This window comes from Caulobacter sp. ALps2, from assembly GCF_058681635.1.
In genome coordinates this window covers 73099-95254 of the sequence record NZ_JBZWKE010000002.1, presented here as the reverse complement: position 1 = coordinate 95254, position 22156 = coordinate 73099, and the positions used below count along the sequence as shown (strand labels likewise).

The 22156-nt window shown below is 65.7% G+C and carries 17 protein-coding genes and 1 pseudogene; 12 read left to right on the top strand and 6 right to left on the bottom strand.

The annotated features are described in order from the left end of the window. Positions 1-16 precede the first annotated feature (16 nt). From merA to merC, 4 genes are read right to left on the bottom strand one after another with little or no spacing between them, the layout of a single operon-like run. A complete protein-coding gene (gene merA / locus ACW173_RS25470) occupies positions 17-1672 on the bottom strand; it encodes a mercury(II) reductase (RefSeq protein ID WP_369797890.1) in 1656 nt (551 codons plus the stop codon). Positions 1673-1717: 45 nt separating this feature from the next. After that, the gene (gene merP / locus ACW173_RS25465) at positions 1718-1996 is read right to left on the bottom strand and encodes a mercury resistance system periplasmic binding protein MerP (RefSeq protein ID WP_062099740.1); all 279 of its coding nucleotides are present in this window, start codon (positions 1994-1996) and stop codon (positions 1718-1720) included. 12 nt (positions 1997-2008) lie between these two features. Continuing rightward, positions 2009-2359, bottom strand: coding sequence for a mercuric ion transporter MerT (merT, locus tag ACW173_RS25460; RefSeq protein ID WP_062099741.1), 351 nt, complete (start codon positions 2357-2359; stop codon positions 2009-2011). 34 nt (positions 2360-2393) lie between these two features. Beyond that, positions 2394-2819, bottom strand: a complete 426-nt coding sequence (gene merC / locus ACW173_RS25455; protein WP_062099742.1) for an organomercurial transporter MerC — start codon at positions 2817-2819, stop codon at positions 2394-2396. Positions 2820-2963: 144 nt separating this feature from the next. On the opposite strand from merC, the gene ACW173_RS25450 reads away from it, so the two are divergent. Beyond that, positions 2964-3389 carry a MerR family transcriptional regulator gene (locus ACW173_RS25450; protein WP_062099743.1) on the top strand — a complete coding sequence of 142 codons (426 nt, stop codon included), beginning with the start codon at positions 2964-2966 and terminating at the stop codon, positions 3387-3389. A gap of 37 nt (positions 3390-3426) precedes the next feature. On the opposite strand, the gene ACW173_RS25445 is transcribed toward ACW173_RS25450, so the two are convergent. Further along, positions 3427-3981, bottom strand: coding sequence for a recombinase family protein (locus tag ACW173_RS25445; RefSeq protein ID WP_062099744.1), 555 nt, complete (start codon positions 3979-3981; stop codon positions 3427-3429). 117 nt (positions 3982-4098) lie between these two features. On the opposite strand from ACW173_RS25445, the gene ACW173_RS25440 reads away from it, so the two are divergent. From ACW173_RS25440 to ACW173_RS25410, 7 genes and pseudogenes are all read left to right on the top strand, one after another. Beyond that, positions 4099-7053, top strand: coding sequence for a Tn3 family transposase (locus ACW173_RS25440; protein WP_062099745.1), 2955 nt, complete (start codon positions 4099-4101; stop codon positions 7051-7053). A 226-nt stretch (positions 7054-7279) separates the two neighbouring features. Then, a pseudogene (locus ACW173_RS25435) lies at positions 7280-9886 on the top strand (efflux RND transporter permease subunit); the annotation flags it as partial. 73 nt (positions 9887-9959) lie between these two features. Beyond that, positions 9960-10298 carry a DUF190 domain-containing protein gene (locus ACW173_RS25430; protein ID WP_099504399.1) on the top strand — a complete coding sequence of 113 codons (339 nt, stop codon included), beginning with the start codon at positions 9960-9962 and terminating at the stop codon, positions 10296-10298. 44 nt (positions 10299-10342) lie between these two features. Continuing rightward, a complete protein-coding gene (locus ACW173_RS25425) occupies positions 10343-11608 on the top strand; it encodes a calcium:cation antiporter family protein (protein WP_492086191.1) in 1266 nt (421 codons plus the stop codon). A gap of 67 nt (positions 11609-11675) precedes the next feature. Beyond that, the gene (locus ACW173_RS25420; RefSeq protein WP_492086190.1) at positions 11676-12548 is read left to right on the top strand and encodes a cation efflux transmembrane domain-containing protein; all 873 of its coding nucleotides are present in this window, start codon (positions 11676-11678) and stop codon (positions 12546-12548) included. Between the two features lie 54 nt (positions 12549-12602). After that, positions 12603-14816, top strand: a complete 2214-nt coding sequence (locus ACW173_RS25415; RefSeq protein WP_246842001.1) for a methyltransferase domain-containing protein — start codon at positions 12603-12605, stop codon at positions 14814-14816. Further along, positions 14813-15379 carry a hypothetical protein gene (locus ACW173_RS25410; RefSeq protein WP_099504452.1) on the top strand — a complete coding sequence of 189 codons (567 nt, stop codon included), beginning with the start codon at positions 14813-14815 and terminating at the stop codon, positions 15377-15379. Before ACW173_RS25415 ends, ACW173_RS25410 begins: the two co-directional genes overlap by 4 nt. A 56-nt stretch (positions 15380-15435) precedes the next feature. On the opposite strand, the gene ACW173_RS25405 is transcribed toward ACW173_RS25410, so the two are convergent. After that, positions 15436-16587, bottom strand: a complete 1152-nt coding sequence (locus ACW173_RS25405; RefSeq protein WP_168193568.1) for an aspartyl protease family protein — start codon at positions 16585-16587, stop codon at positions 15436-15438. 454 nt (positions 16588-17041) lie between these two features. Between ACW173_RS25405 and ACW173_RS25400 the strand changes: the two genes are divergently transcribed. The 4 genes from ACW173_RS25400 to ACW173_RS25385 all read left to right on the top strand — a co-directional run bounded on the left by ACW173_RS25400 (position 17042) and on the right by ACW173_RS25385 (position 22154). Further along, a complete protein-coding gene (locus ACW173_RS25400; protein WP_492086189.1) occupies positions 17042-19000 on the top strand; it encodes an FTR1 family protein in 1959 nt (652 codons plus the stop codon). 214 nt (positions 19001-19214) lie between these two features. Continuing rightward, positions 19215-19664 (top strand): hypothetical protein, encoded by a 450-nt coding sequence (locus ACW173_RS25395; RefSeq protein ID WP_062093429.1) that lies wholly within the window; start codon positions 19215-19217, stop codon positions 19662-19664. Positions 19665-19725: 61 nt separating this feature from the next. After that, the gene (locus ACW173_RS25390) at positions 19726-20988 is read left to right on the top strand and encodes a TolC family protein (protein ID WP_492086188.1); all 1263 of its coding nucleotides are present in this window, start codon (positions 19726-19728) and stop codon (positions 20986-20988) included. Continuing rightward, positions 20988-22154, top strand: a complete 1167-nt coding sequence (locus tag ACW173_RS25385) for an efflux RND transporter periplasmic adaptor subunit (protein ID WP_492086187.1) — start codon at positions 20988-20990, stop codon at positions 22152-22154. The genes ACW173_RS25390 and ACW173_RS25385 overlap by 1 nt, the downstream gene beginning before the upstream one ends. Positions 22155-22156: the final 2 nt, after the last annotated feature.

Here is a 22156-nt window from a genome sequence, read left to right as displayed (position 1 = left end):
CGCCCAAACTGAACCTTCAACCGGCGCAGCAGGAGAGCTGCTTCACATCCTTGGAGAAGGTCTGGGCCGCGAGCTTCAGGCCTTCCACCATGGTCAGGTAGGGGAACAGCTGGTTGCCAAGCTCGCCGACGGTCATGCGCGCCCGGATGGCGAGCGCCGCCGTCTGGATGATCTCGCCCGCCTCCGGCGTCACGGCCTGGACGCCGATGAGCCGGCCGCTACCGGCTTCCGCGACGAGCTTGATGAAGCCGCGTGTGTCGAAGTTAGCGAGGGCGCGCGGGACGTTGTCCAAGGTCAGGAGCCGGCTGTCGGTCTCGATCCCGGCGCGGCGGGCCTCCGTCTCGCTGAGCCCGACCGTGGCAACCTGCGGATCGCTGAACACGACCGCCGGCATCGTGGCCAGGTCTAGGGCGACCTCGCCACCGGTCATGTTGATCGCCGCCCGGGTTCCGGCCGCCGCCGCGACATAGACGAACTGTGGTTGGTCGGTGCAGTCGCCGGCGGCGTAGATGTGCGGCGTGCTGCTGCGCATGGCCGCGTCGATCACGACGCCGCCCTGCGCGTTGACGGCGACGCCGGCCGCCTCCAGGGCGAGCGCTCGGGTGTTGGGCGCCCGGCCCGTCGCGACGAGCAGCTTGTCCGCGCGAAGTTCGCCTTGGCCGGTAGCGAGGACGAACTCGCCGTCGGCGTAGGCGACCTTGCTCGCCTGGGTGTGTTCCAGCACCTCGATGCCCTCGGCGCGGAAGGTGGCCGTGACCGCCTCGCCGATGGCCGGGTCCTCACGGAAGAACAGGGTGTTGCGCGCCAGGATCGTCACCTTGCTGCCGAGCCGGGCGAAGGCCTGGGCCAGTTCGACGGCGACGACCGACGAGCCGATTACCGCCAGGCGCGACGGGAGGGTCTCGCTCTCAAGGGCCTCCGTCGAGGTCCAGTACGGCGTATCCGACAAGCCCGGAATGGGTGGCTCGGCCGGGCTGGCGCCGGTGGCGATCAGGCAGCGGTCGAAGGGCACATGTTGCTCGACCCCGCCGGCCTGGCGCACGAGCAGACTGTGGCGGTCCCGAAAGAGGGCATCGCCGCGCAACACCGTGATGGTCGGGGTGTCGGCGAGGATGGTCTCGTATTTCGCCTGCCGCAGATCATCGACGCGCGCCTGCTGCTGGGCCACCAGCCGCTCGCGCAGGATCGCGGGCGTGCAGGCCCCGATCCCGTCATCGAACGGGCTTTCGCGGCGCAGATGGGCGATATGCGCCGCACGGATCATGATCTTGGACGGCACGCAGCCGACGTTGACGCAGGTTCCGCCGATGACGCCGCGCTCGATCAGGGTGACCTTGGCGCCCTGCTCGACGGCCTTCAGCGCCGCCGCCATCGCCGCGCCGCCGCTGCCGATGACGGCGATGTGCAGCGGGACGCCGCCGGCGCCGCTTTGCGCCCCGCCCGCCAGGAAGCCCAGCGCCTTGTCGAAGACACTTGGGGGCGCCGCGCCCGTGTCGTCGACCGAGGCGAGATATCCGAGCGTCGCGACCGTGGCCGCAAGGGTCTCGGAGCTCACCCCCGCATCGGCCGCGATCTCCGCCCGCGCCTTCGGATAGGAGACGGCGGCCGAGCGCACGCCTGGGACGCGCTCCAGGGCCTCCCTCACGTGCGTGGCGCACGAGTCGCAGGTCATTCCGTCAATGCGCAGGGCGATCACGTCGGTCACGGGGCAGGTTCCTCAGCGCTTCACGGTGGACGGGTAGCCCGCGCCCGCAGTCGCCTTGGTCAGGGCGGCGACCGTCGTCTTGGCGTCATCGAAGGTGACGACGGCCTCGCGCTTTTCGAAGCTGACCTCGGTTTTCTCGACGCCGGCGACCTTGGCAAGCGCTGTCTTGACGGTGATCGGGCAGGCCGCGCAGGTCATGCCGGGCACCGTCAGGGTGACCGTCTTCGTCGCGGCCCACGCGGGAGAGTTGAGCGCGCCCATCAGGGCGATCAGGGAGACGAGCTTCTTCATGGGGGCTTCCTTTCAGTAGAACAGGGGCAGGACGTAGGGGAACGCCAGCGCGACAAGGACGAGCGCCGCGACCGCCCAGAAGATCACTTTGTAGGTGGTCCTGACCTTGGGCACGGCGCAGACTTCGCCGGGCTCGCAGGCGCGGGCCGAGCGGAAGATTCGGCGATAGGCGAAGGCCATGGCGACTAGCGCCGCGCCGATGAACAACGGACGGTACGGTTCCAGCACGGTCAGATTGCCGATCCAGGCCCCGCTGAATCCGAGGGCGACCAAGAGGAGTGGGCCGAGGCAACAGGTCGAGGCCAGAATGGCGGCCAAGCCGCCAAGCGCCAACGCGCTGCGGCCGCTTTTGGATTCCGACACGGAGAATCTCCTTTCGATAAACCTCGCCATGGCGTCAAGAAACCACCCCTTCGCGGGGGCGCGCGGGAGCATTGCGAGGCGGCGCGGCGAGATCCCAGATCGCCACGACCACCATCAAGGTCAGTCCGGGATAGAGGAGCCACGCCGTCGGCCAGCCGCGGGTGGCCATGAGCAAAGCCGCCGCAAGCACCAATGTCGGCCCGACGACGCTCAGCGCCATTCGCGCCCACCGACGATGGCGAAGCCCGCCGACCGTGTTGGCGATGAGGGCGATCACGGCGAACAGCGGCAGGAGGTAACGGATGAAGACTCCTTCGTACTGGCTCAGGAAACCAAGGCCCAGCGCGGCGCCAAGACTCGCGAGCGCCGGGAAGCACGCCGCGCACCCCATGGCGGTGACAATCGAGCCGATGACGCCCGCCTTGTCAGCCGCGCGTGTGAGGGGATTCTGGATGGGCATCGCAAATGGCCTCGGCGACTTCGGTGGAACCGTCAGAGCGACGCTGCGATCATGACCGCAGCTTGCCCGTGAGGGCTGAAGATCACTACATACGATCTGTAGTGACTACAGACTCAAGCCCAAAATTGAGAGGCGCAGAACAGCATGGCGGATACCGCGATCCCGATTGGCGAACTGTCCCGGCGCACGGGCTGCAACATCGAAACGATCCGCTACTACGAGCGGATCGGCCTGATGCCCGCGCCGCCTCGGCGAGGCCGCTACCGCAGTTACGGCGGAGGCGATGTGGTCCGGCTCGGATTTGTGCGCCGCGCCCGCGAACTCGGCTTCACACTCGATGAGGTGCGAGCGCTGCTTGGCCTGGCGGCTGGCGGACACTCCACCTGCGCAGAGGTGCGCGACTTGGCCGCCGTTCATCTGAAGGACGTTCGAGCGCGGATCGCCGATCTCAAGCGGATGGAGCGGGTCCTGGCTGACTCCGTCCGAGCTTGCGACGCAGGGCAGGATCCAGGATGTCCGCTGATCGACACCCTCTATGCCGAGCCCCGCGCGCCGGCGCCAAGAGCATAGCGGCCCAACCTGTCGATTCTCTACCATCTAAGTGTCTTCATCCCTCGGACGGCGGGATACGACCGATGGTCGCCTTGCTGACGCCCAGAACCCGAGCCAGATGGCGCACGCTTTCGCCATTGGCCCGCTGCTGGGCGACGAAGGCGCGCTGCGCCACGGTCAGGCTGTGGCGGCGTCCAAGCTTGACGCCGCGCGCCTTGGCGCGTTCGCGGCCCTCGCTGGTGCGCGACCTGATCAATTCACGCTCGAACTCGGCCAAGCCGCCCAGCACCGTCAGCATCAACCGGCCGTGCGGGGTGGTGGTGTCGGCCCAGGTGTCCCGAATTGAGCGGAACTTCGCGTCCTTCTCGGTGAGAGCGGCCAGAACGTTGAGAAGATCGCGTGTCGAGCGCGCCAGGCGATCGAGCCGAGTGACCATCAGCACGTCGCCTGCCGCCAGCGAAGCGATGGCGCGCTTGAGCTGGCTGCGGTCGGTCTTGGCGCCCGACGCCGTCTCGCTGAACACCTTTTCACAACCGGCCGCCGTCAACTCGGCGACCTGCGCCTCGACGCTCTGACCGTCGGTCGAAACCCGTGCATATCCGTAAATCATGCGCCTATTTCTGAGACTATAATTCGAGACACGCAAGCCGCTGAAATCGTTGAGGCTAGTCAGCGTCTCATTTTTCGCGAATTATGAGCCACCTGCAGAAGCGGTCAGGACCATCCCATGGCGCGGCGAAGCTTGCTCACGGGTGACGAACGGCGAAGGTTGTTCGAGCCTCCGGTCACCGACCGAGAGGTGGCGCGCTGCTACACGCTGGTGCCAGACGATCTCAAGTGGATCGACGAGCGTAAACGTCCAGCCAACAAGCTGGGCTCCGCTGTGCAAATGGCGCTGCTACGCCATCCAGGTTTTGGGTGGCTGCCTGGTCAAGTTGTTCCCCCGATCGTGCTGCGCTTTTTGTCCGACCAAGTGCATGTTTCACCTGAAGCGCTAGGCGACTATGCCAAAAGACTAAAAACACGCAGCGAGCACGCAGGTCAGCTTCATGAGCGACTAGGGATACGCTTGTTTGTCCGTGGCGATATTCGCTTGGCGGTGTCGATCGCCGCCGCGGCGGCCGTCGCCACCGACAAGGGCGGAGCCATCGTGGAGGCCCTGATCGCAGAACTGCGCCGGCGACGGATCATCCTGCCGTCTCCCGACACCTTGGAGCGCGTCGGCCTGGCTGGCCGCTCCCAGGCAAGACGCAAGGCGGCTGAGGATCTGCTGGCGCCGATCTCGCTCTCGCAACTGGACCGCATCGACCAACTGTTGGTCAATGACGCCAACCTCAAGAAATCGGCCCTGGCCTGGCTGCGCGACATCCCGGAGTCGCCGAGCGCCGCGTCGATGGCGGGGATCACCGAGCGTCTGGCCTACGTTCGCGCCATCGGTATCAATCCGGCGATCACCGAGACCATCCACGAACGGCGCTTCGAGCAGTATGTCCGAGAGGGAGCGGTCGCGCCGGCCTTCCTGCTCAACGGTTACGGCGTGGGTCGCCGCCGGGCGACCGTGGTCGCGCAGCTGATCTTTCTCGAAAGCCGCCTGAGCGACGCCGCGGTCGATATGTTCGACAAGATGGTCGGCTCGCTGTTCGCCAAGGGCCGTCGGGGGCGCGAGCGCAAGTACCAGGCCAGCAGCCGCGAGGTCAGCAACCTCATGCGGTTGTTCAGCGGCGTGATCGGCGCGGTCGAACATGCCCGGGCCGACGGCGGCGACGTGCTCGACACACTCGACGCCCAGGTTGGATGGTGGAAGGTCATTCAGGCCAGACCGAAGATCGAGGCCCTGGCGGCGCTGGCGGTGGAAGATCCACTGGTTAGCGCCGCCGACCGCTACGGCGCCCTGCGCCGGTTTGTTCCGACCTTCCTGGAACACATACGCTTCCGGTCAGGCACGGGCGGCGCCTCATTGCTGAAGGCCCTTGAACTCCTCCGCGACCTCAACCGGTCCGGCCGGCGCGAGATTCCCGACGACGCGCCTATGCCGTTCGTCTCCAAGCATTGGAAAGCCCTGGTCAAGCCCATCGGTGGCCCGATCAACCGACGGCTCTACGAGACGGCGTTGATGGCGACGTTGCGTGATCGGCTCCGTTCTGGCGACGTGTGGATCGAAGGTTCGCGATCCTACAAGCGCTTCGCCGACTACCTGCTGCCCAAGGACGAAGTCGCCGCCGAAGCCGAGACCTTGCCCGTCGATACCGAGATGGGAACCTATCTGGCTGAGCGCGCCAGCCTGCTGGATCAGCGGCTCGCCAGCTTCTCACGGCGCCTAGCCAAGGGCGACCTGGTCGGCGTGACGCTGAAAGGCGACGAGCTGTCGGTGACGCCGGTGAAGGCCAATGCGCCGGACGAGGCCAGGTCGCTAGATCGGGCGATCGACGCGCTGCTTCCCCGGGTCCGGATCACCGAGTTGCTCAGAGAGATAGACGCCCTGACGGGTTTCTCGTCGACGTTCCGCGAGCTGAGGTCGGGCAAGGTCCACGACAATCCCAGCTGCATCCTCGCCGCGGTCCTGGCCGACGCCACCAATCTTGGTCTGGAGCGGATGGCCAACGCCAGCCAAGGCGTCACCTACGCTCAGCTCGCCTGGACCCAGAGCTGGTATCTGAGCGAAGAGAACTACAAGGCCGCGCTGGCTAGGATTATCGAGGTCCACCACGCGCAGCCGTTCGCCCGACACTGGGGCGATGGCCAGGCCTCGTCTTCCGACGGCCAATTCTTCCGCTCGGGCCGCCGACGCGGCGGAGCGGGTGAAGTCAACGCCAAGTACGGGCCTGAGCCTGGCTTGCGGATCTATACCCACCTGTCGGACATGCACGGCTCGTTCCACACCCGCGTGTTGTCGGCCACTTCCTCGGAGGCGCCCTATGTGCTCGACGGCCTGATTGGTCGTGGCGGCGGGGAGCACTACACCGACACCGGCGGGGCGACCGACCACGTATTCGCCCTGTGCCACCTTCTCGGATACCGGTTCGTACCGCGCTTGCGTGATCTGCAGGATCGCCGCTTGGCGATCATCGGAGCCAAGCCGCGCCACAAGATCCTTGAACCACTCCTTGGCCGTCCGATCCGGGTCGATGTCATCGAGGAAAATTGGGAGGACATCGTCCGTCTGGCGGCGTCGCTGAAAGCCGGATCGGTCGCGCCGTCGGTGATGCTCAAGAAGCTATCGGCGTTCAAACGCCAAAATCGCCTCGACATGGGCCTGGCCGAGGTCGGCCGGATCGAGCGCACGCTGTTCACGCTCGACTGGCTGGAAAGCCCGGAACTGCGCCGCCGCTGTCAGGCCGGGCTCAACAAGAGCGAGGCGCGCCACGCGCTGGCCCAGGCGGTGTTCGTCCACAAGCAGGGGCGGATCGCCGATCGCACTTTACAGAACCAGGAACACCGCGCTTCAGGCCTCAACCTGGTGATCGCCGCCATCGCGCTTTGGAACACATTATATATGCAGCGCGCCGTCGAGCATCTGCGGGAGAGGGGCGTGGCCGCGCCCGATGAGCTTCTAGCCCACCTCTCGCCGATGAGCTGGGCCCATGTCGGTCTGACGGGCGACTACCTCTGGGCCGACGCTGCCACGGCAGGCGGGCTCAGGCCGCTGAACGATCCTGCTGACAGGCTCTACCGAGTCGCCTAGCAGGCTGTTGAAAAAGTCGCTCCGACAGGCCGATTTCCGCGATTTGGCTCGCTTAGCGCGAACTGTAGCCAAATCCGGCTATTGAAAACATTGGCTTATTGATTTCGCCCTGGTGACTTCAGCCTCTTTACCAGGGGGCAAAAATCGAATTTCAACAGCCTGCTAGCTCATGTTCTTGGTTCGTGCTTCTAAGCGCCTTTTAGCGCACAAACCTTGAGGTGAGCCCTATGAGAAACAGTACCTCGTCGAACCCGACCCCGCGAAACTGGCCGCTTATGGCGTCTCTTACGCCGATCTTGGGAAAGCGCTCGAAGCCGCCAATTTGTCTGTCGGCGCTAACTTCATCCAGCGCGCGGGCGAAGCCTACCTAGTGCGCGCCGATGCGCGGGTGCGGCGGCTCGACGAGATCGCAGAGGCCGTGATCGCCACCCGGGGCGGCGTCCCCGTTCACGTCAAGGATGTGGCGGCGGTGCGGATCGGCGGCGAACTGCGGACCGGCGCGGCCAGTAAGAACGGCCAGGAGGTCGTGGTCGGCACGTCGCTCATGCTGATCGGCGAAAACAGCCGCACAGTGGCCAAGGCCACAGGCGAGAAGCTGGAGCAGGTTAAGGCCTCCCTTCCCCCCGGGGTGGTCGTACACACGCTTCTCGATCGGTCCGCTCTGGTGAACGCCACCATCGGCACGGTCGAGCGCAATCTGACGGAAGGGGCGCTGCTCGTTGCGGCAACGCTCTTCCTGTTGCTGGGCAACGGCCGCGCGGCGCTGATTGCGGTGCTGGTCATCCCCTTCTCCTTCCTGATGATGGCCATCGGCATGAACGGGCTGAAGGTGCCCGGGAATCTGATGAGCTTGGGAGCGCTCGACTTTGGCCTGATCGTCGACGGCGCGGTGATCATCATCGAGAATTGTCTTCTGAGGCTTGCCCACAAACAGGAGCACCAGGGCCGCCTGCTCAGTTTGCCAGAACGGCTGGAGACTGTGCTCCACGCCACGCAAGAGATGATCCGGCCGACCGTCTACGGTCAGGCGATCATCTTCTTGGTGTTCGCGCCCTTGCTGACGTTCACGGGGGTCGAAGGGAAGACCTTCTATCCGATGGCGGTCACCATCATGCTGGCGCTGGCGGCGGCCTTTATCCTGTCGCTGACCTTCGTCCCCGCGATGGTCGCCATCCTCATGCGCGGCAAGGTGGCTGAAAAGGAGGTCAAAGCGGTTCAGGCGGTGAAGGTTCGCTATGAGCCTATCCTGCGTCGCGCGCTTCTGCGGCCCTGGCCGTTCATCGGCGGCGGCTTGGCGGTCTTTGTGGTGGCGGCGGGGATCTTCACGACGATCGGCCAGGAATTCATTCCGACCCTCGACGAAAAGAACGTGCTTCTCGGTTCCTTGCGGATTCCCTCCACGGCGATGGAGCAGTCTCGCGACATGCAGTTGCATGTCGAACGCGCCGTCACGACCCTGCCGGAGGTGGAGATGATGTTTTCCAAGACCGGCACGGCGGAGATGGCCGCCGATCCGATGCCGCCCAATCAGTCCGACGGCTTCGTTATCCTGAAGCCGCAGAAGGACTGGCCCAAGGGGGTGCATTCGAAATCCGAAGCGGTCGAGCGCATCCTCGGTAAGGCCGAGCCGTTGCTCGGGAACAACTACGAGGTCACCCAGCCGATCCAGATGCGGTTCAACGAACTGGTCGCTGGGGTGCGCGGCGACGTCGCCATTAAGCTCTACGGCGACGATCTGGAAAAGATGAGCGCCGCAGCGGCTAAAATCGGCGCCACGCTTGGATCCATCCCGGGCGCCTCAGGGGTTCGAGTGGAACAGACTTCCGGCGCGCCCACGCTCGACGTCCGGTTCGACCGGGCCGCGATCGCGGGCTATGGCCTGACCGTCGAGGACGTTGCCGATACGCTGGCCAGCGCGCTCGGCGGGCGCGAGGCGGGCAATGTCTTCGAAGGGGACCGCCGCTTCGACATCGTTGTGCGCGTGCCCATGGCCGAGCGGAATGACATCGAAGCCCTGGGAGCAATGCCGGTCATGTTGTCCGGCGGCGAAGGTCAAGCGCGCCAGTCGGTTCCGATGCGCCAACTCGTGGAGTTCCGCTTCACCGACGGCCTCAATCAGATCAGCCGCGAGGACGGAAAGCGGCGCGTCGTCATCCAGGCCAATGTCCGCGGCCGCGATGTCGGTTCCTTCGTGACCGAAGCACGCGACAAGGTGGCGGCCGTTCCGCTTCCGCCGGGCTCGTGGATGGTCTGGGGCGGACAGTATGAAAATCTCAAGGCCGCGACAGCGCGACTTTCGATCGTGGTTCCCCTGTGCTTCCTGGCGATCTTCCTCATCTTGTTCTTGGCGCTCGGCGGTTTCTGGCCAGCCTTGGCCGTTTTCGCCGCCATTCCACTGGGGTTGTCGGGCGGTGTCTTCGCCCTGGCCCTCACGGGGATCACCTTTTCGATCTCCGCGGCCGTCGGCTTCATCGTCCTGGCCGGTGTTGCGGTCCTGAACGGTTTGGTGGTGATGACCAGCATACGTCAGCGGCTTGAGGATGGGGCGAGCGTCGTTGAGGCCATTTACGAAGGCGGCATGGAGCGGGTGCGTCCCGTCCTCATGACCGGCTTGGTGCCGGCGATCGGGTTCATCCCGATGGCGCTGGCGCATGGCACAGGCGCCGAGGTTCAGAAGCCTCTGGCCATGGTGGTCATCGGCGGCCTGATCACCGCCACGGCGGTCACCCTCCTCGTCCTGCCGGCCATCAGCAAGCTTCTGTTGACGATCGGCGACCGCTTCAGCCGGGAAGCGTCGGCCTCTTCCTCCAAAGCCACGGAGGCGTCTGCCTAAAGGGTGAGCCGAGCTAGACAGAGGAGTTGAACATGAACTGTGGTCCTTATTCCACCTGGTCAGGAGCGGCGTGATGGTTGCACCTGGTTCAGCGGTCCTGTTGAGGATCTATACCGACGAGGACGCGCTCTATGGCGCCGAGGCGCTCGCGGCGGTCATCGTCAAGCGAGCTCGGGAAGCGCAGTTGGCCGGAGCCACGGTGCTGCGCGGCAGCTTGGGCTATGGCCACTCCTCGCGACTGCACGCGCATCGGCCGTTTCGGCTCGACGACAACATGCCGGTGGTCATCGAGATCGTCGACGATGAAGCGCCCCTTCGCGCGTTTGTTGTCACTCTCGGCGAATTCCACGACATCGGTCTGATCACGTTCGAGAAGGTTGAGGTCGTCCGCTACGGGAACCAGACAAGCTAGCCAGTCGCCGACGTTCGCGTCTCGCGGCTATGGGAGGGTCAGGAATGCGCCGATTCATGCTGCTCGTGTTGGCGGCCTTGCTCGCGGTGGCGCCGGCGATGGTCCTCAGGATCACAGGGTGGCGACCCGACCCTGTGGCGGACGCCCTTTTTTTCGGTGTCGCGGTCCTGGCTGCGGGCTTCATGCTTTCCTGGGGGGCGGAAGCCGCTGAGAAACACATTTCTCAGGGCCTCATCGTCGCCTTGGTCGCCTTGGTCACCGTTCTTCCAGAGTACGCGGTGGATCTGTACTATGCTTTCCGCGCTGGCCAGGCTCCGCAGTCGAACTACGTCCACTACGCCGCCGCCAATATGACGGGCGCCAACCGCCTTTTAGTGGGACTGGCCTGGCCTTTGATGGTGCTGCTGCACTGGGTGAAGACGCGCAACAAGGCTCTCGAACTCTCACCCGTCAACGCCGTCGAGATCGCCTTCCTTATGCTGGGCAGCCTCTATGCGTTCGTTATCCTTTTCAAAGGCGCCATTGCTCCCTTCGATTTCGCGGTGCTGTTCCTGATCTTCGCTGGCTACCTCTACCGCGTCAGCCAGTTGCCAAAGGCCGACGACGACGATGAGGACGAGGAGCCTGGCCCTGCGGCGGCGCTAAACGCGCTCCGCCCCACCGCACAGTGGGCCTGGATGGGTGGGCTTACCTTGATCGCATTCGTGGTGATCGCGACCTCCGCCGAGCCGTTTGCCGAAGCCATGGTGGGGTCAGGAAGAATCCTTGGCGTCGACGAGTTCCTCCTCATCCAATGGCTCGCGCCATTGGCCAGCGAAGCGCCCGCCGTGACGATTGCGGTCCTCTTCGTCTTGGCCGGGCGTGCGGTAAGCGGACTGACGGCCATGATCAGCGACAAGATCAACCAATGGACCCTGCTGGTCGGCATGCTGCCGCTCGCAATGAGCCTTGGGGCGGGGGGGCTGATCGGCCTGCCCCTCGACGCGCGGCAGAAGGAAGAATTCTTGCTGACGGCCGCCCAGTCGCTGTTCGCCATCATGCTGTTGGTTCGCCTGCGGATTTCGGTTCTGTCGGCGGGTCTATTGTTCGCGCTCTTCGCCGTGCAGGTCGGACTGGCCTTTCATTTCCGAGAGGACGAGGTGGCGACGGTCAATAGCCTAACAATCCTGGCTTGGACCTATCTGGGCCTAGCGGCGATCCTCGTCCCCCTCAACGGGCGCCGTGTCGTAGCTGTCCTGCGTGCGGGGCTCTTAAGATCCCATCGCCGCATGGCGACCGCGCCCGAACCGCATGACCTGGAGGGCGAATAACCGCCTGCAACGACTTGATCCTCTAGTGACTTGAGCAAGTAAGGTCTTGGCCAAGAGGAGGATGTGCATGCCCAACACGACGGCGGTCGCCGAAACACTTCGCTACCGGGTCACTGGAATGGACTGCTCGAGCTGCGCCGAGAAGATCCAGTCGGCGGTGTCAAAACTTCCTGGCGTGGAAACGGCGCGCGTATCGATCGCTTCGTCGATGATGACCCTGCAAGTCGACGGGGTGGAGCGACGCGCGTCCGAGATCGAGGCGACCGTGAACGGGCTCGGCTACCAACTGGATCGCGAAGAGGCCGTCGCGGACGACGACCAACGCCAAAGCGCCAAAGCGGTCAGTCATGTCACCCCCTCTTACCGACGGGCCCTTTGGGGCGTCGTCCTGATCAATGTTGGCTACGGGCTGGTGGAGATCATCGCCGGGTTTATCGCACGGTCTCAGGCGCTGAAGGCCGATGCCCTGGACTTCGTTGGCGACGGTCTGATCAGCTTCTTGGGCCTGCTGGCGATTGGATGGTCCCTCGCGTGGCGAGCCAAGTCCGCCCTGATCCAGGGTTACTTTCTGGCGTTGCTTGGTCTGGGCGTGCTCCTGAATACAGGCTACCGCGTCCTGGTCTTGAACCAGCCTGAAGCCGAACTCATGGGCCTCTTTGGGGCCGTGGCGCTGGTCGCGAACGTCGCCGCTGCGTTGATCCTGATCCCGCATCGGAAGGGCGACGCCAACGTCCGCGCGGTCTGGCTCTTCTCGCGCAACGACGCCTTGGGCAACCTCGCGGTTGTTGTCGCCGCGGGCTTGGTTTTCTGGACCAAGGCGGCTTGGCCGGACCTTGTGGTGGCGGTCGTCATCGGCGGGCTCTTCCTGCAGTCGGCCTGGTCGATTATCAGCGATGCGCGCGCCGATCTGCGCGAGGCGCAGACGCCTCAGCCGGTCTAGCCGCTCATGAGCCGGCAGCCGCCACATCTGCTGCACCGCCCGTCAGCCCAAGTAATGTCGGACCTGCAACGTGCGGTCGCGCTTGTGAATGGGGGGCAATGGCGCCAAGCGCAAATTCATGCCCAGCGGGTCCTCGCCGTCACGCCAAAGGATTCCTCGGCGCTGAACGTCCTTGGAACCGTGGCCATGAACACTGGTCCGGTCGATGATGCGCTGGTGTGGTTCGAACGGGCGGCTGCCGGTCAACCTCGAAACCCGTTCATCCAGTTCAATCTCGGAGAGGCGCACAGGCGCCTACACGCCTATCCGACAGCGGCGAAATTCTTCCAGCGCGCCGCGGTGTTGAAGCCGGACTTTGCAGAAGCCCACGCTGCCGCAGGCGACGCCTTCAGGATCATGCGACAGGGGGTTCATGCCGAGCGCAGCTACCAAGCCGCCCTGCGTCTATCGCCAACCCTGCCTGGCGCGCTCAGCGGGTATGGGCTCCTGGCGTTGCAAAACGGTGATCCGAGCTTGGCCGCGTCCCGCTTCGAGACAGGCTGTGTCAACGCGCCCGTCGGCCATCCCATGCGGCCCGTCCTCCTCGCCAATCTCGGCGTTGCGCTGCTGCAGATTGGCCAAGGGCTGCAAGCCTTCGACGTGCTGGCTCAGGCCGTCGACATCGCGCCTGGGGACGACGAGCACTGGCGGCGGCTTGCAGGCGCCCTTCGCCATACTCGAGTGGCGCCCGCGACCCCTGCCTTCCGTGATGTTCTATGCCGCCTTTTCGAACGAACGGACGTGAACCCACGGAATTTGGCGACCGCGGCCTTAGCGGTCATCCGTCAAGATGCGGAGATCGACGATCTCCTCAATGCGGTCGCTGCTGAACCGCGAGCGCTGACACGCACGCTTGAGGAAAAAAGTGATGCCGCCTCCCGCTTCGTCCAGGATCCGCTGTTTCGAAGCCTCCTTGCATCTGCGCCAATTCCGAACGCGGCAGTGGAGCTTCTGCTCGTTCAGCTGCGAGCTGATCTATTGGCCATCGCCAACGACGAGCCTGCAAGCCTGGAAGAGGAGCTTGGCCTCATTGTCGCGATCGCGCGACAGGCGTTTCTCAACGAATACGTCTATTTCGCTAGCGCCGAAGAGCAGAGTCGCGTTGATTCTCTGATCGCCCAGCTTGAACACGGAGACCCCGAATTCGGGGCGGGGGCGGCCGCGAGGATCGCCCTGGTGGCGGCGTATCGCCCGCTTGCCTCCACCCCGCTCTCGTCGCGACTTCAGGCCGTTGATCTCCCGGCGTTGGCCGATCTCCTCCGAGAACAACTGACCGAACCTGCCGAGGAGGCGCGCCTTCGCTCAACCCTGCCCCTGCTGAAGCCCATGGTCGACAGCATCTCGATCGCCGTGCAGCAGCAATACGAAGAGAACCCATATCCGCGCTGGACGCGCTGCGGTCTGGGTGCGCCGTTGCCGTTCCGGGAGGCTGTTCAGGCCGCATTGCCTGAGCTCGCAACGCGGGAAATTCCCGAGACCGACGCACCCCAAGTGCTCGTCGCTGGGTGCGGCACGGGACTGGAAACACTGCGCGTGACGAGCACCTACCGTAACGCTTCGATCCTAGCGGTTGACTTAAGCGGCGCCAGCCTTGGCTACGCCATGCGCAAGAGCCGAGAATACGGGATCGAGGTTGAACACCTTCAAGCCGACATTCTTGACCTCACCGCCCTAAGCCAGCGGTTTGATCTGATCGACAGCTTTGGCGTCATTCACCATATGGCCGAGCCGGTGCGAGGTCTGAAGGTGCTCTCAGGGCTGTTGAAACCGCAGGGCCTTATTTTCCTTGGGCTCTACAGCGAGATCGGCCGGCGCGCCGTTGTCGAGGCGCGACGCCACATCGCCCATGGACAGTACGCGAACTCGGCGGAGGGGATTCGCGCTCTACGGCGTGAACTGATGCTGGCGGGCGCGCCCGCCCAGCTGCAGAGCGTGGTGAGCCCGGCCTCGGATTTCTGGACGTTATCTGATTGCCGAGACCTACTCTTTCATGTGGAAGAGCATCGTTTCACGTTGCCCCAGATTGGCGAGCTTCTGGATTCAGCGGGCCTGGAGTTTCTCGGCGTGCAGTTCGGGCATCAGGCAGATCGAACCCGCTACCGCGCCGAAAATCGATCATCCGACTCGATGCGCGACCTCCGGCGCCTTCATCTCCACGAGATGAAGCATCCCGAAATCTTCGGCGATACCTATCGTCTATGGGCGCGGCGCACCAAGGCGCCCAAATGACGGAGGAGATGGCGCCGCCTCAGATCGATCTGGTGACTGAACAGGGACGAGTTCGCAGACAGGCCGCCTTCGCTTTTGCCGTATGCGTCCCGGTCCTCACACTGGCGTGTCTCGGCCTGCCCCGGCTCTTCGAATTCCCGACGTCTCTGGCCGAACGCATCGCCTTTGGCCTGCGGGCCAATCTGGTGGTCGGCTTTTGGGTGCTGCTGGCCGTGCAGAGGGTGGCGCACGTGCGGTTTGTATCGGCCGCCGACAACGCCGGGTCCGCCTTCAGCCGGCCAAGCGCGCGCTTGGCCATTCCCGCCGCGTTCCTTCGAAACACCCTTGAGCAGGCCTTCGTGACTAGCGTTGGCCTCTTGGCGCTCGCGACGGCCAAGGGCGAAGCCGCCCTGGCTTACATCGTGGGAGCGGTCGTCCTCTTCAGCGTCGGAAGGAGCACGTTCCTCCGCGGCTATCCGCGCGGCGCGGGCGCGCGGGCCTTTGGAATCGCCGTCACCGCGTTGCCCACCCTAGGCGCCTACTGCTGGGCGATCTTCGACACCTGCGCGAACCTGCTACGCTGATCCTGGTGCGAGGCGCCGTAGAACAGCGTTGCCGGGCAGCGCGACTTGCTCGAGCCTTAATAGTAGCGTCGCAGCACCAGCGTGCGTGTAGATCCATCCGACAGCGAGAGCACGGCCTTGCCTCCCGCCGGCCCGTAGCGCCATTGAGCCAAACCGCTCGATGCGTAACGCGGGCCGATTGGCACGCCATCCACGGCGACAACGATCTCGCCCTCGCGCCACCCGGCCAAGGCGGCCGGCCCACCCTGGGCGACATGGACGACGCGCAGATGACCAGACTCCACAGCGAGGCCCAGGCCAGACAAATCCCGCCTAAACGGCGTCGCCAATCGACGTGCCTCGGGTTTCAGCCAAAGGGCTTGGCCCGCGACATCCAGAGCAAATAGAAATCGCTCGAAAACGGGAAGGCCCAGCTTGGCGACGACAAGGGTGGGGTCGGTCTTCGCCAACACCTCGCAGGGAACATCGTTGATCAGGCTGCGTCCGACCCGGAGCGTCGCTACCGAAATAGTGCGGCTGATGGACAGCCCGTCGATCCCCCCCGTCGCCGCCGATGAAATTCTCCGGCCACGCATCAAGGTTTGCGCCTCCGCCAAGGCCGGCGTGACGGTGAGAGGATTGGAACTGCCCAGGTCAATCGCCGCGGCGACCGGGTCGTGTCCCTCCAGGACGATCGGGAGAGAGAGCTGCCCGCGCAAGCTCTTGGTGACCGCAAAGCGTTCCGCGCCCGGCCATGGCCGGAAGGCGTCGCGGGGGAGGAATGCGAGGCGGCGGGCTGTAAAATCGATCGCGAGAATGGCGTCTCTAAGCGCGTCGATCCCAAGGATAACATTGGGCGAGCCACCATCGGCTCCAAAAATTGGCGCGAAATCGGTGACCAAATATCGCTCGACGGCGAAATGCGTCCCGCCAAGATCGAGACTGAGGTCGCTACCCGCGCCCAGCGTGACCGACCCGACATCGCCGCGAACGCTGCGGGCGCCCGTTGAAGCCAAGCCCAGCCGCTTGGCAAGCGCGGCATCGACGACGGTCATAGCCGAGCCTGTATCGATCAAAATCCTGAGGCGCTCGCCCTGTACAGTCCCGCCGACCATCACGGCATCGGGATCCGGAAGGAGGGTCGACCAGAGCGTTTTGGGGTTCCGGGCGACCGTCGCGCTCGTCGCCTTCTTCGCGACCGCTAACGTTGCGCCCGTCGCGAACGCCATTGATCCCATTCTGGCCAATAACGCTCGGCGGGTCTCCTCTGAGCAATGCATTTACGGGACTCACGGACGATGTTGAGGGCCTGCGGAACATCGCCTCAATCGGGGTCAATCACCAAGAGCGACGTCCGCCTTCATAGCGCCGAGTGCGTGTTCGCGGCCAAACTTGGCGTGCGCCGGTCACGGCCGCCACTCGATCTCGGGCTTGTCGGAGAGCTGTCCAACTGGACCGCGCCACGCTCCATGCCGCCGATCTTGGTCATCTCCGTAACTAAAATCTGGCCCCATTCCCGGTGCGCTAAGCCGCGATCAGTCGATCGGAGATAATTTCCGCTTGCTCCTCCAGTGGCTATAGGATGCATGAAGCTTCATCGTGGCGGCCTTCGCGGCTCCGCGCTTCCCGTCCTGTCGCCCGTACCGTTTCCAGCCTGCCGATCGCCACGCCACCGGAGTGATAATGACTACTGTTCTTAACGCCGTGGGGCGGGCCATCTCTGGGCTGATGATCGTGATCCTGGTCCTGGCGGGTGGCGCGGGCGTCGCGACGGCCCAGGAGGCCAGCTCGTCCCAGACCGCATGGCGACTGCTCGACTACCTGTCGGTCGACTACGCCGGGGCGGTGAAGGACGGCAAGGTCATCAGCCCGTCCGAATATGCCGAGATGAACGAATTCGCCGGCCAGGTGCGCGAGCGCATCGCCGGCCTGCCGGCCACCAAGGCCCAGCCGGATTTGCTGGCCAAGGCCGAGAGCCTTCAGGCCACGATCGCCGCCAAGCAGGAGCCGGCCGTGGTCTCGGCGAAGGCCCATGCCCTGGCCAACGACCTTCTGGCCGCCTATCCGACGCCGCTGGCGCCCAAGCGCGCGCCGGACCTGGCGCGCGGCGCGGCCCTCTATGCCGAGAACTGCGCGGCCTGCCACGGCGAGACGGGCAAGGCCGACGGTCCGAACGCCGTCGGCCTGGACCCGCCGCCGATCGCCTTCGCCGACGCCGAGCGCGCCCGCCAGCGCAGCGTCTTTGGCCTCTACCAGGTCATCCAGCAGGGCCTCGACGGTACCGCCATGGCCAGCTACGCCCACCTGCCGTCTGACGACCGCTGGGACCTGGCCTTCTATGTCGGGCGCTTCGCTTTCAGCGACGCCGAAGCTGCCGCGGGCGAGAAGATCTGGAACGAGGACGCCGCCGTCCGCGCCCGCTTCCCCGACCTGCAAACCCTGACCCAGACCACGCCCGCCGCCCTCGCAACAGCCGTGGGGGAGACCAAGGCCCGGGCCCTGACCGCCTATCTGCGCCGCCATCCCGAAGTCGTCACCCGCTCGGGCGGCGGCTCGCTCGACGTCGCCCGACAGAAGCTGGCGGCCAGCCTCAAGGCCTACGAGGCTGGCGACCGAAAGGCCGCCGCCGATCTCGCCCTGGCCGCCTATCTCGACGGCTTCGAGCCCATCGAGCCGACGCTGGGCGCGCGCGATCCGGCCCTGATGCGGCGCATCGAAGGGGCGATGGGCGACGTGCGCGGCGCGATCGGCAAGGCCGCGCCCGCCAGTGAGGTCAAGAGCCAGATCGACCGCCTCGACGCCCTGTTCGCCGCCGCCGGCCGAGCCCTGGCCCCGGAGAAGGCCAGCAAGCTGTCCAGTTTCCTGGGCGCCTTCACCATCCTGCTGCGCGAGGGCCTGGAGGCCCTCCTGATCGTGGTCGCCATGATCGCCTTCCTGCGGAAAGCCGACCGGACCGACGTCCTGCCCTACGTCCACGGCGGCTGGATCGCGGCCCTGGCGGCCGGCGGCCTGACCTGGGCGGCAGCCACCTTCTTCATCTCGATCAGCGGCGCCAGCCGCGAACTGACCGAGGGCTTCGGCTCGGTGATCGCCGCCGCCGTGCTGATCTCGGTGGGCCTGTGGATGCACGGCAAGGCCCAGGCCGACGCCTGGCAGGTCTATATCCGCGAGAAACTGTCCCACGCCCTGTCCAAGCAGTCGGCCTGGTTCCTGTTCCTGCTGGCCTTCATCGTCGTCTATCGCGAGGTGTTCGAGACCATCCTCTTCCTAACGGCGCTGTGGACCCAGGGCGGGGCCGGCGCGGTGCTGGCCGGCGTCGGCTGCGCCATCGTCGTCCTGGCCGCCATCGCCTGGGCCATGCTGCGGTTCTCCAAGCGCCTGCCGATCGGCAAGTTCTTCGAGTACAGCGCTATCCTGATGGCGATCCTTGCGGTCGTCCTGGCCGGCAAGGGCGTGGCCGCCCTCCAGGAAGCGGGCTTGCTCGACCTACATCCGCTGGCCCTGCCGCGCATCGAGCTGCTGGGCTTCTTCCCGACCATCGAAGGCGTCGCCGCCCAGGCGCTCACCCTGGCCATCCTGGTCGGCGGATTCTGGTGGTCTCGGCACAGAGCCGGCGAAATGGGGGCAAAGAGGTCCGCCTAAGGGCCATCTGACCACTTCAAACGGGATGGGCAGGGCATCGAGAGAGATTCGATCATGGCGCGACAACGCGGTACGGGCTTCTGTAGCTTTCCGCTTTGCCCCAGTTATCGCGAAGTCTTCGCCAGGTGTTTGTTGCCGTAATTGGAGCGCTCGGCAATGTGACGCTATAACATGTAATCATATAACGCATTTCAATCTGGACTGAGCGGAGGTATTGCAGATTTCGATGGCTGGAATCGCGCCCCTTCGTCGGCAAGTCGGCAGATATGCCGACACGTGGCGCTCGCGCCGCGCGCCGTCCTCGCGATTCAGCTTCGGCAAGGCATGGGCGCTGTTCGTAACCTGCACGTTCATCCTCGGCATCGTCATCTGCGGACCTGCTGAGCACGCTGCGCTGGAGACCGAAACTCAGGTCGCCAGCCAGATCGTCATGTCGAGCGTCCAGGCGCCAGCATTGATCAAGACCGCTGGCGACCAGAAGACCCCCATCAAGAGAACGCTCACGGCCTGCACCGGTCATTGTTCGGCGCATGGCATAAGCTTGCCCGTGTCCTTCGCGCCCGAGATGATAGCGTTTGAGCATCGTGCCGTTTGGCTGGCCGAGCCGGATGTGGGCCTGCTCATCGATCGTTCCGTCCTGCTCGAACGTCCGCCTAGAGCCTGACGCGACCCTTCCGCCCGAGGAGGCGGACCGTTTGCGTCTCAATCTCTAGGAACACATCTTCATGACTCTCATCATGCGTGGACGGTTGCGTTTCGCGGCCGTGAGCGCGGCCGCAGTCGCAGGCGCGTTGGCGTCCGCGAGCGGCGCGGTCGCCGATCCGGCGCCGCCGTTCAAGGACCTGCTCACGCAGGCCCAAACCAATGCTCCGAGGCTTGCCGAAGCCGCCGCTGGCGTGCGCCAGGCCGAGGGCCTGGCTCGCCAGGCCGGGGCTCGACCCAATCCCACCGTCGGAATGGAAATCGAGAACTTCAGCGGCAGTGGGATCTATAGCGGCGCAAACAACGCCGACACGACCCTTTCGCTGAGCCAGCCGCTGGAAGTCGGCGGCAAGCGCGGCGCACGCGTGGCCGCCGGCCGCGCCGCGCTCGATGCGGCGCGTGCGCGTCTCGTCCAGTCCAAGGCCGACTTCGCCTTCTCGCTGGCCGACGCTTACGCCCTGGCTGAAGCGGCCGAGCGCCGGGTCACCCTGGCCGAGGAGGCCGTGACTCTGTCGGACGAAACCCTGCGCGCCTCCCGGGCCCTGGTCGACGCCGGCAAAGAGGCCGAACTGCGGACCCTCCAGGCGCAAGCCGCGCTCACCGGCGCTCGCGCGTCGTTGGAAGAAGCGCGGGCCGAGCGGACGGGAGCATTCTCGCGGCTCACCGCCCTCGTCGGATCGACCACGCCCTACACCTCGCTCAGCGACAGCCTGCTGACCAGCCCCAAGCTCACGAGCCTGCCGGACGACATTGACGCGCTATCGACGCCCGCCGTCCAGGCGGCCGAGGCCGATCGCGAAGCCGCCGCCCGCCGCGTGCGCATCGAGCGGACCCGCGCGGTGCCGGACGTCACCGTCTCGGCCGGTGTTCGCCGGTTCAGCGGTGATGACTCCACGGCCTTGATCGCGGGGGTGTCTTTGCCAATCCCGGTTTTCGACCAGAACCGCGGCAACATCACCGCCGCCCAAGGCGAGCTGCAGGCCGCCGAGGCTCGGCTCAACGCCGCGCGGTTCGACGCCGAGGCTGACATCCGCACGGCCCGGTTCCAGCTGGGCGCGGCCCAGTCGCGCGCCGACGCGGCCGGCCAGGGCGAAACCAGCGCCGCCGAGGCCTTCCGCCTCACGCGGATCGCCTACGAGTCCGGCAAGGCCCCCCTTGTCGAGCTGATCAATGCGCGTCGGTCCCTGGCCGAAGCGCGTGACCAAACCATTCAGGCCCAATTGGCGCGCGTTCGCGCCGAGGCCGACCTGGCGCGCCTGCAAGGCCGCCTCTTCGGAGATCGCTGATGCGCAAGTCCAACTCCTCGAACCGGCAGTTGCTGCTGGCCGGCGCGGCCGTGGTAGTCGTGGCGATCGCCGCTTTCTCGGTCGGCAAGATGTCGGGCGGCAAACCCGTCGAGACGGCGGCCGCCGAAAAGCCGGCGGCGGCGGCTCTTGCGGCCGGACCCCCGAGCTTAGCGATGGGCCCCGAGCGCATCACCGCCTCGGGCGTCCAGCTGCAGACGGTCAGCACCGGGGGCCTGGCTTCCGAAGTCGTGGCGCAGGCCACGGTTGAAGCCGAACCCGGTGGCGAGGCGGCTTTGACCGCCCGCGCCGCCGGGTCGATCACCCGGATCACCAAGCGCCTCGGCGACCCCGTGCGGGCCGGCGAGACCCTGGCCCTGGTCTCCAGCCGCGAGGCCGCCCAGATCTCAGCCGACCGTAGCGTCGCCTCGGCCAAGGCCGACCTGGCGCGCAAGAACCTGGCCCGCGAAAAGCGCCTCTTCGAACAGAAGGTCAGCCCGCGCCAGGACTACGAGACGGCTCAGGCCGAGGTGGCCGTGGCCGAGGCCGAGGCCCGTCGCGCGGCCACGGCCGCCGGCGCCTCGGCGGTGTCGGGTGGCTATGTCGCCGTAGTCAGCCCGATCAGCGGCCGCGTCACCGCCATGACCGCCAGCCTGGGCGCCTTCGTGGCTCCCGAGACGGAACTCTTCCGCATCTCCGATCCGGCCAAGATCCAGGTCGACGCGTCGGTTACCGCCGCGGACGCCCGGCGCGTTCAGCCCGGCGACCAGGCCATCGTCGAGACGACCAGCGGCGAGACCCGCACGGCCGTCGTGCGATCGGTGACGCCCGGCGTCAACGAGGAGACTCGCAGCGCCACGGTGGTTCTGACCCTGACGGGCGGGGCAGGGCTGTTGCAGCCGGGCCAACTGGTCCGCGCCCGCATCACCTCGCGCCAGTCGACCTCCAGCGGGATCGTCGTGTCGGAAGAGGCGGTCCAGACCGTCAACGGCAACGACGTGGTCTTCGTCCGAACGAAGGAAGGCTTCCGGGTGCAGCACGTGCTGGTCGGCCAGCGCAGCGGTGGCCGTGTGGTCATCGTCGATGGGCTGAAAGGCGGCGAGACCCTGGCGGTCAAGAATGCCTTCCTGCTCAAGGCTGAGCTCGGCAAGAGCTCGGAAGAAGACTGACC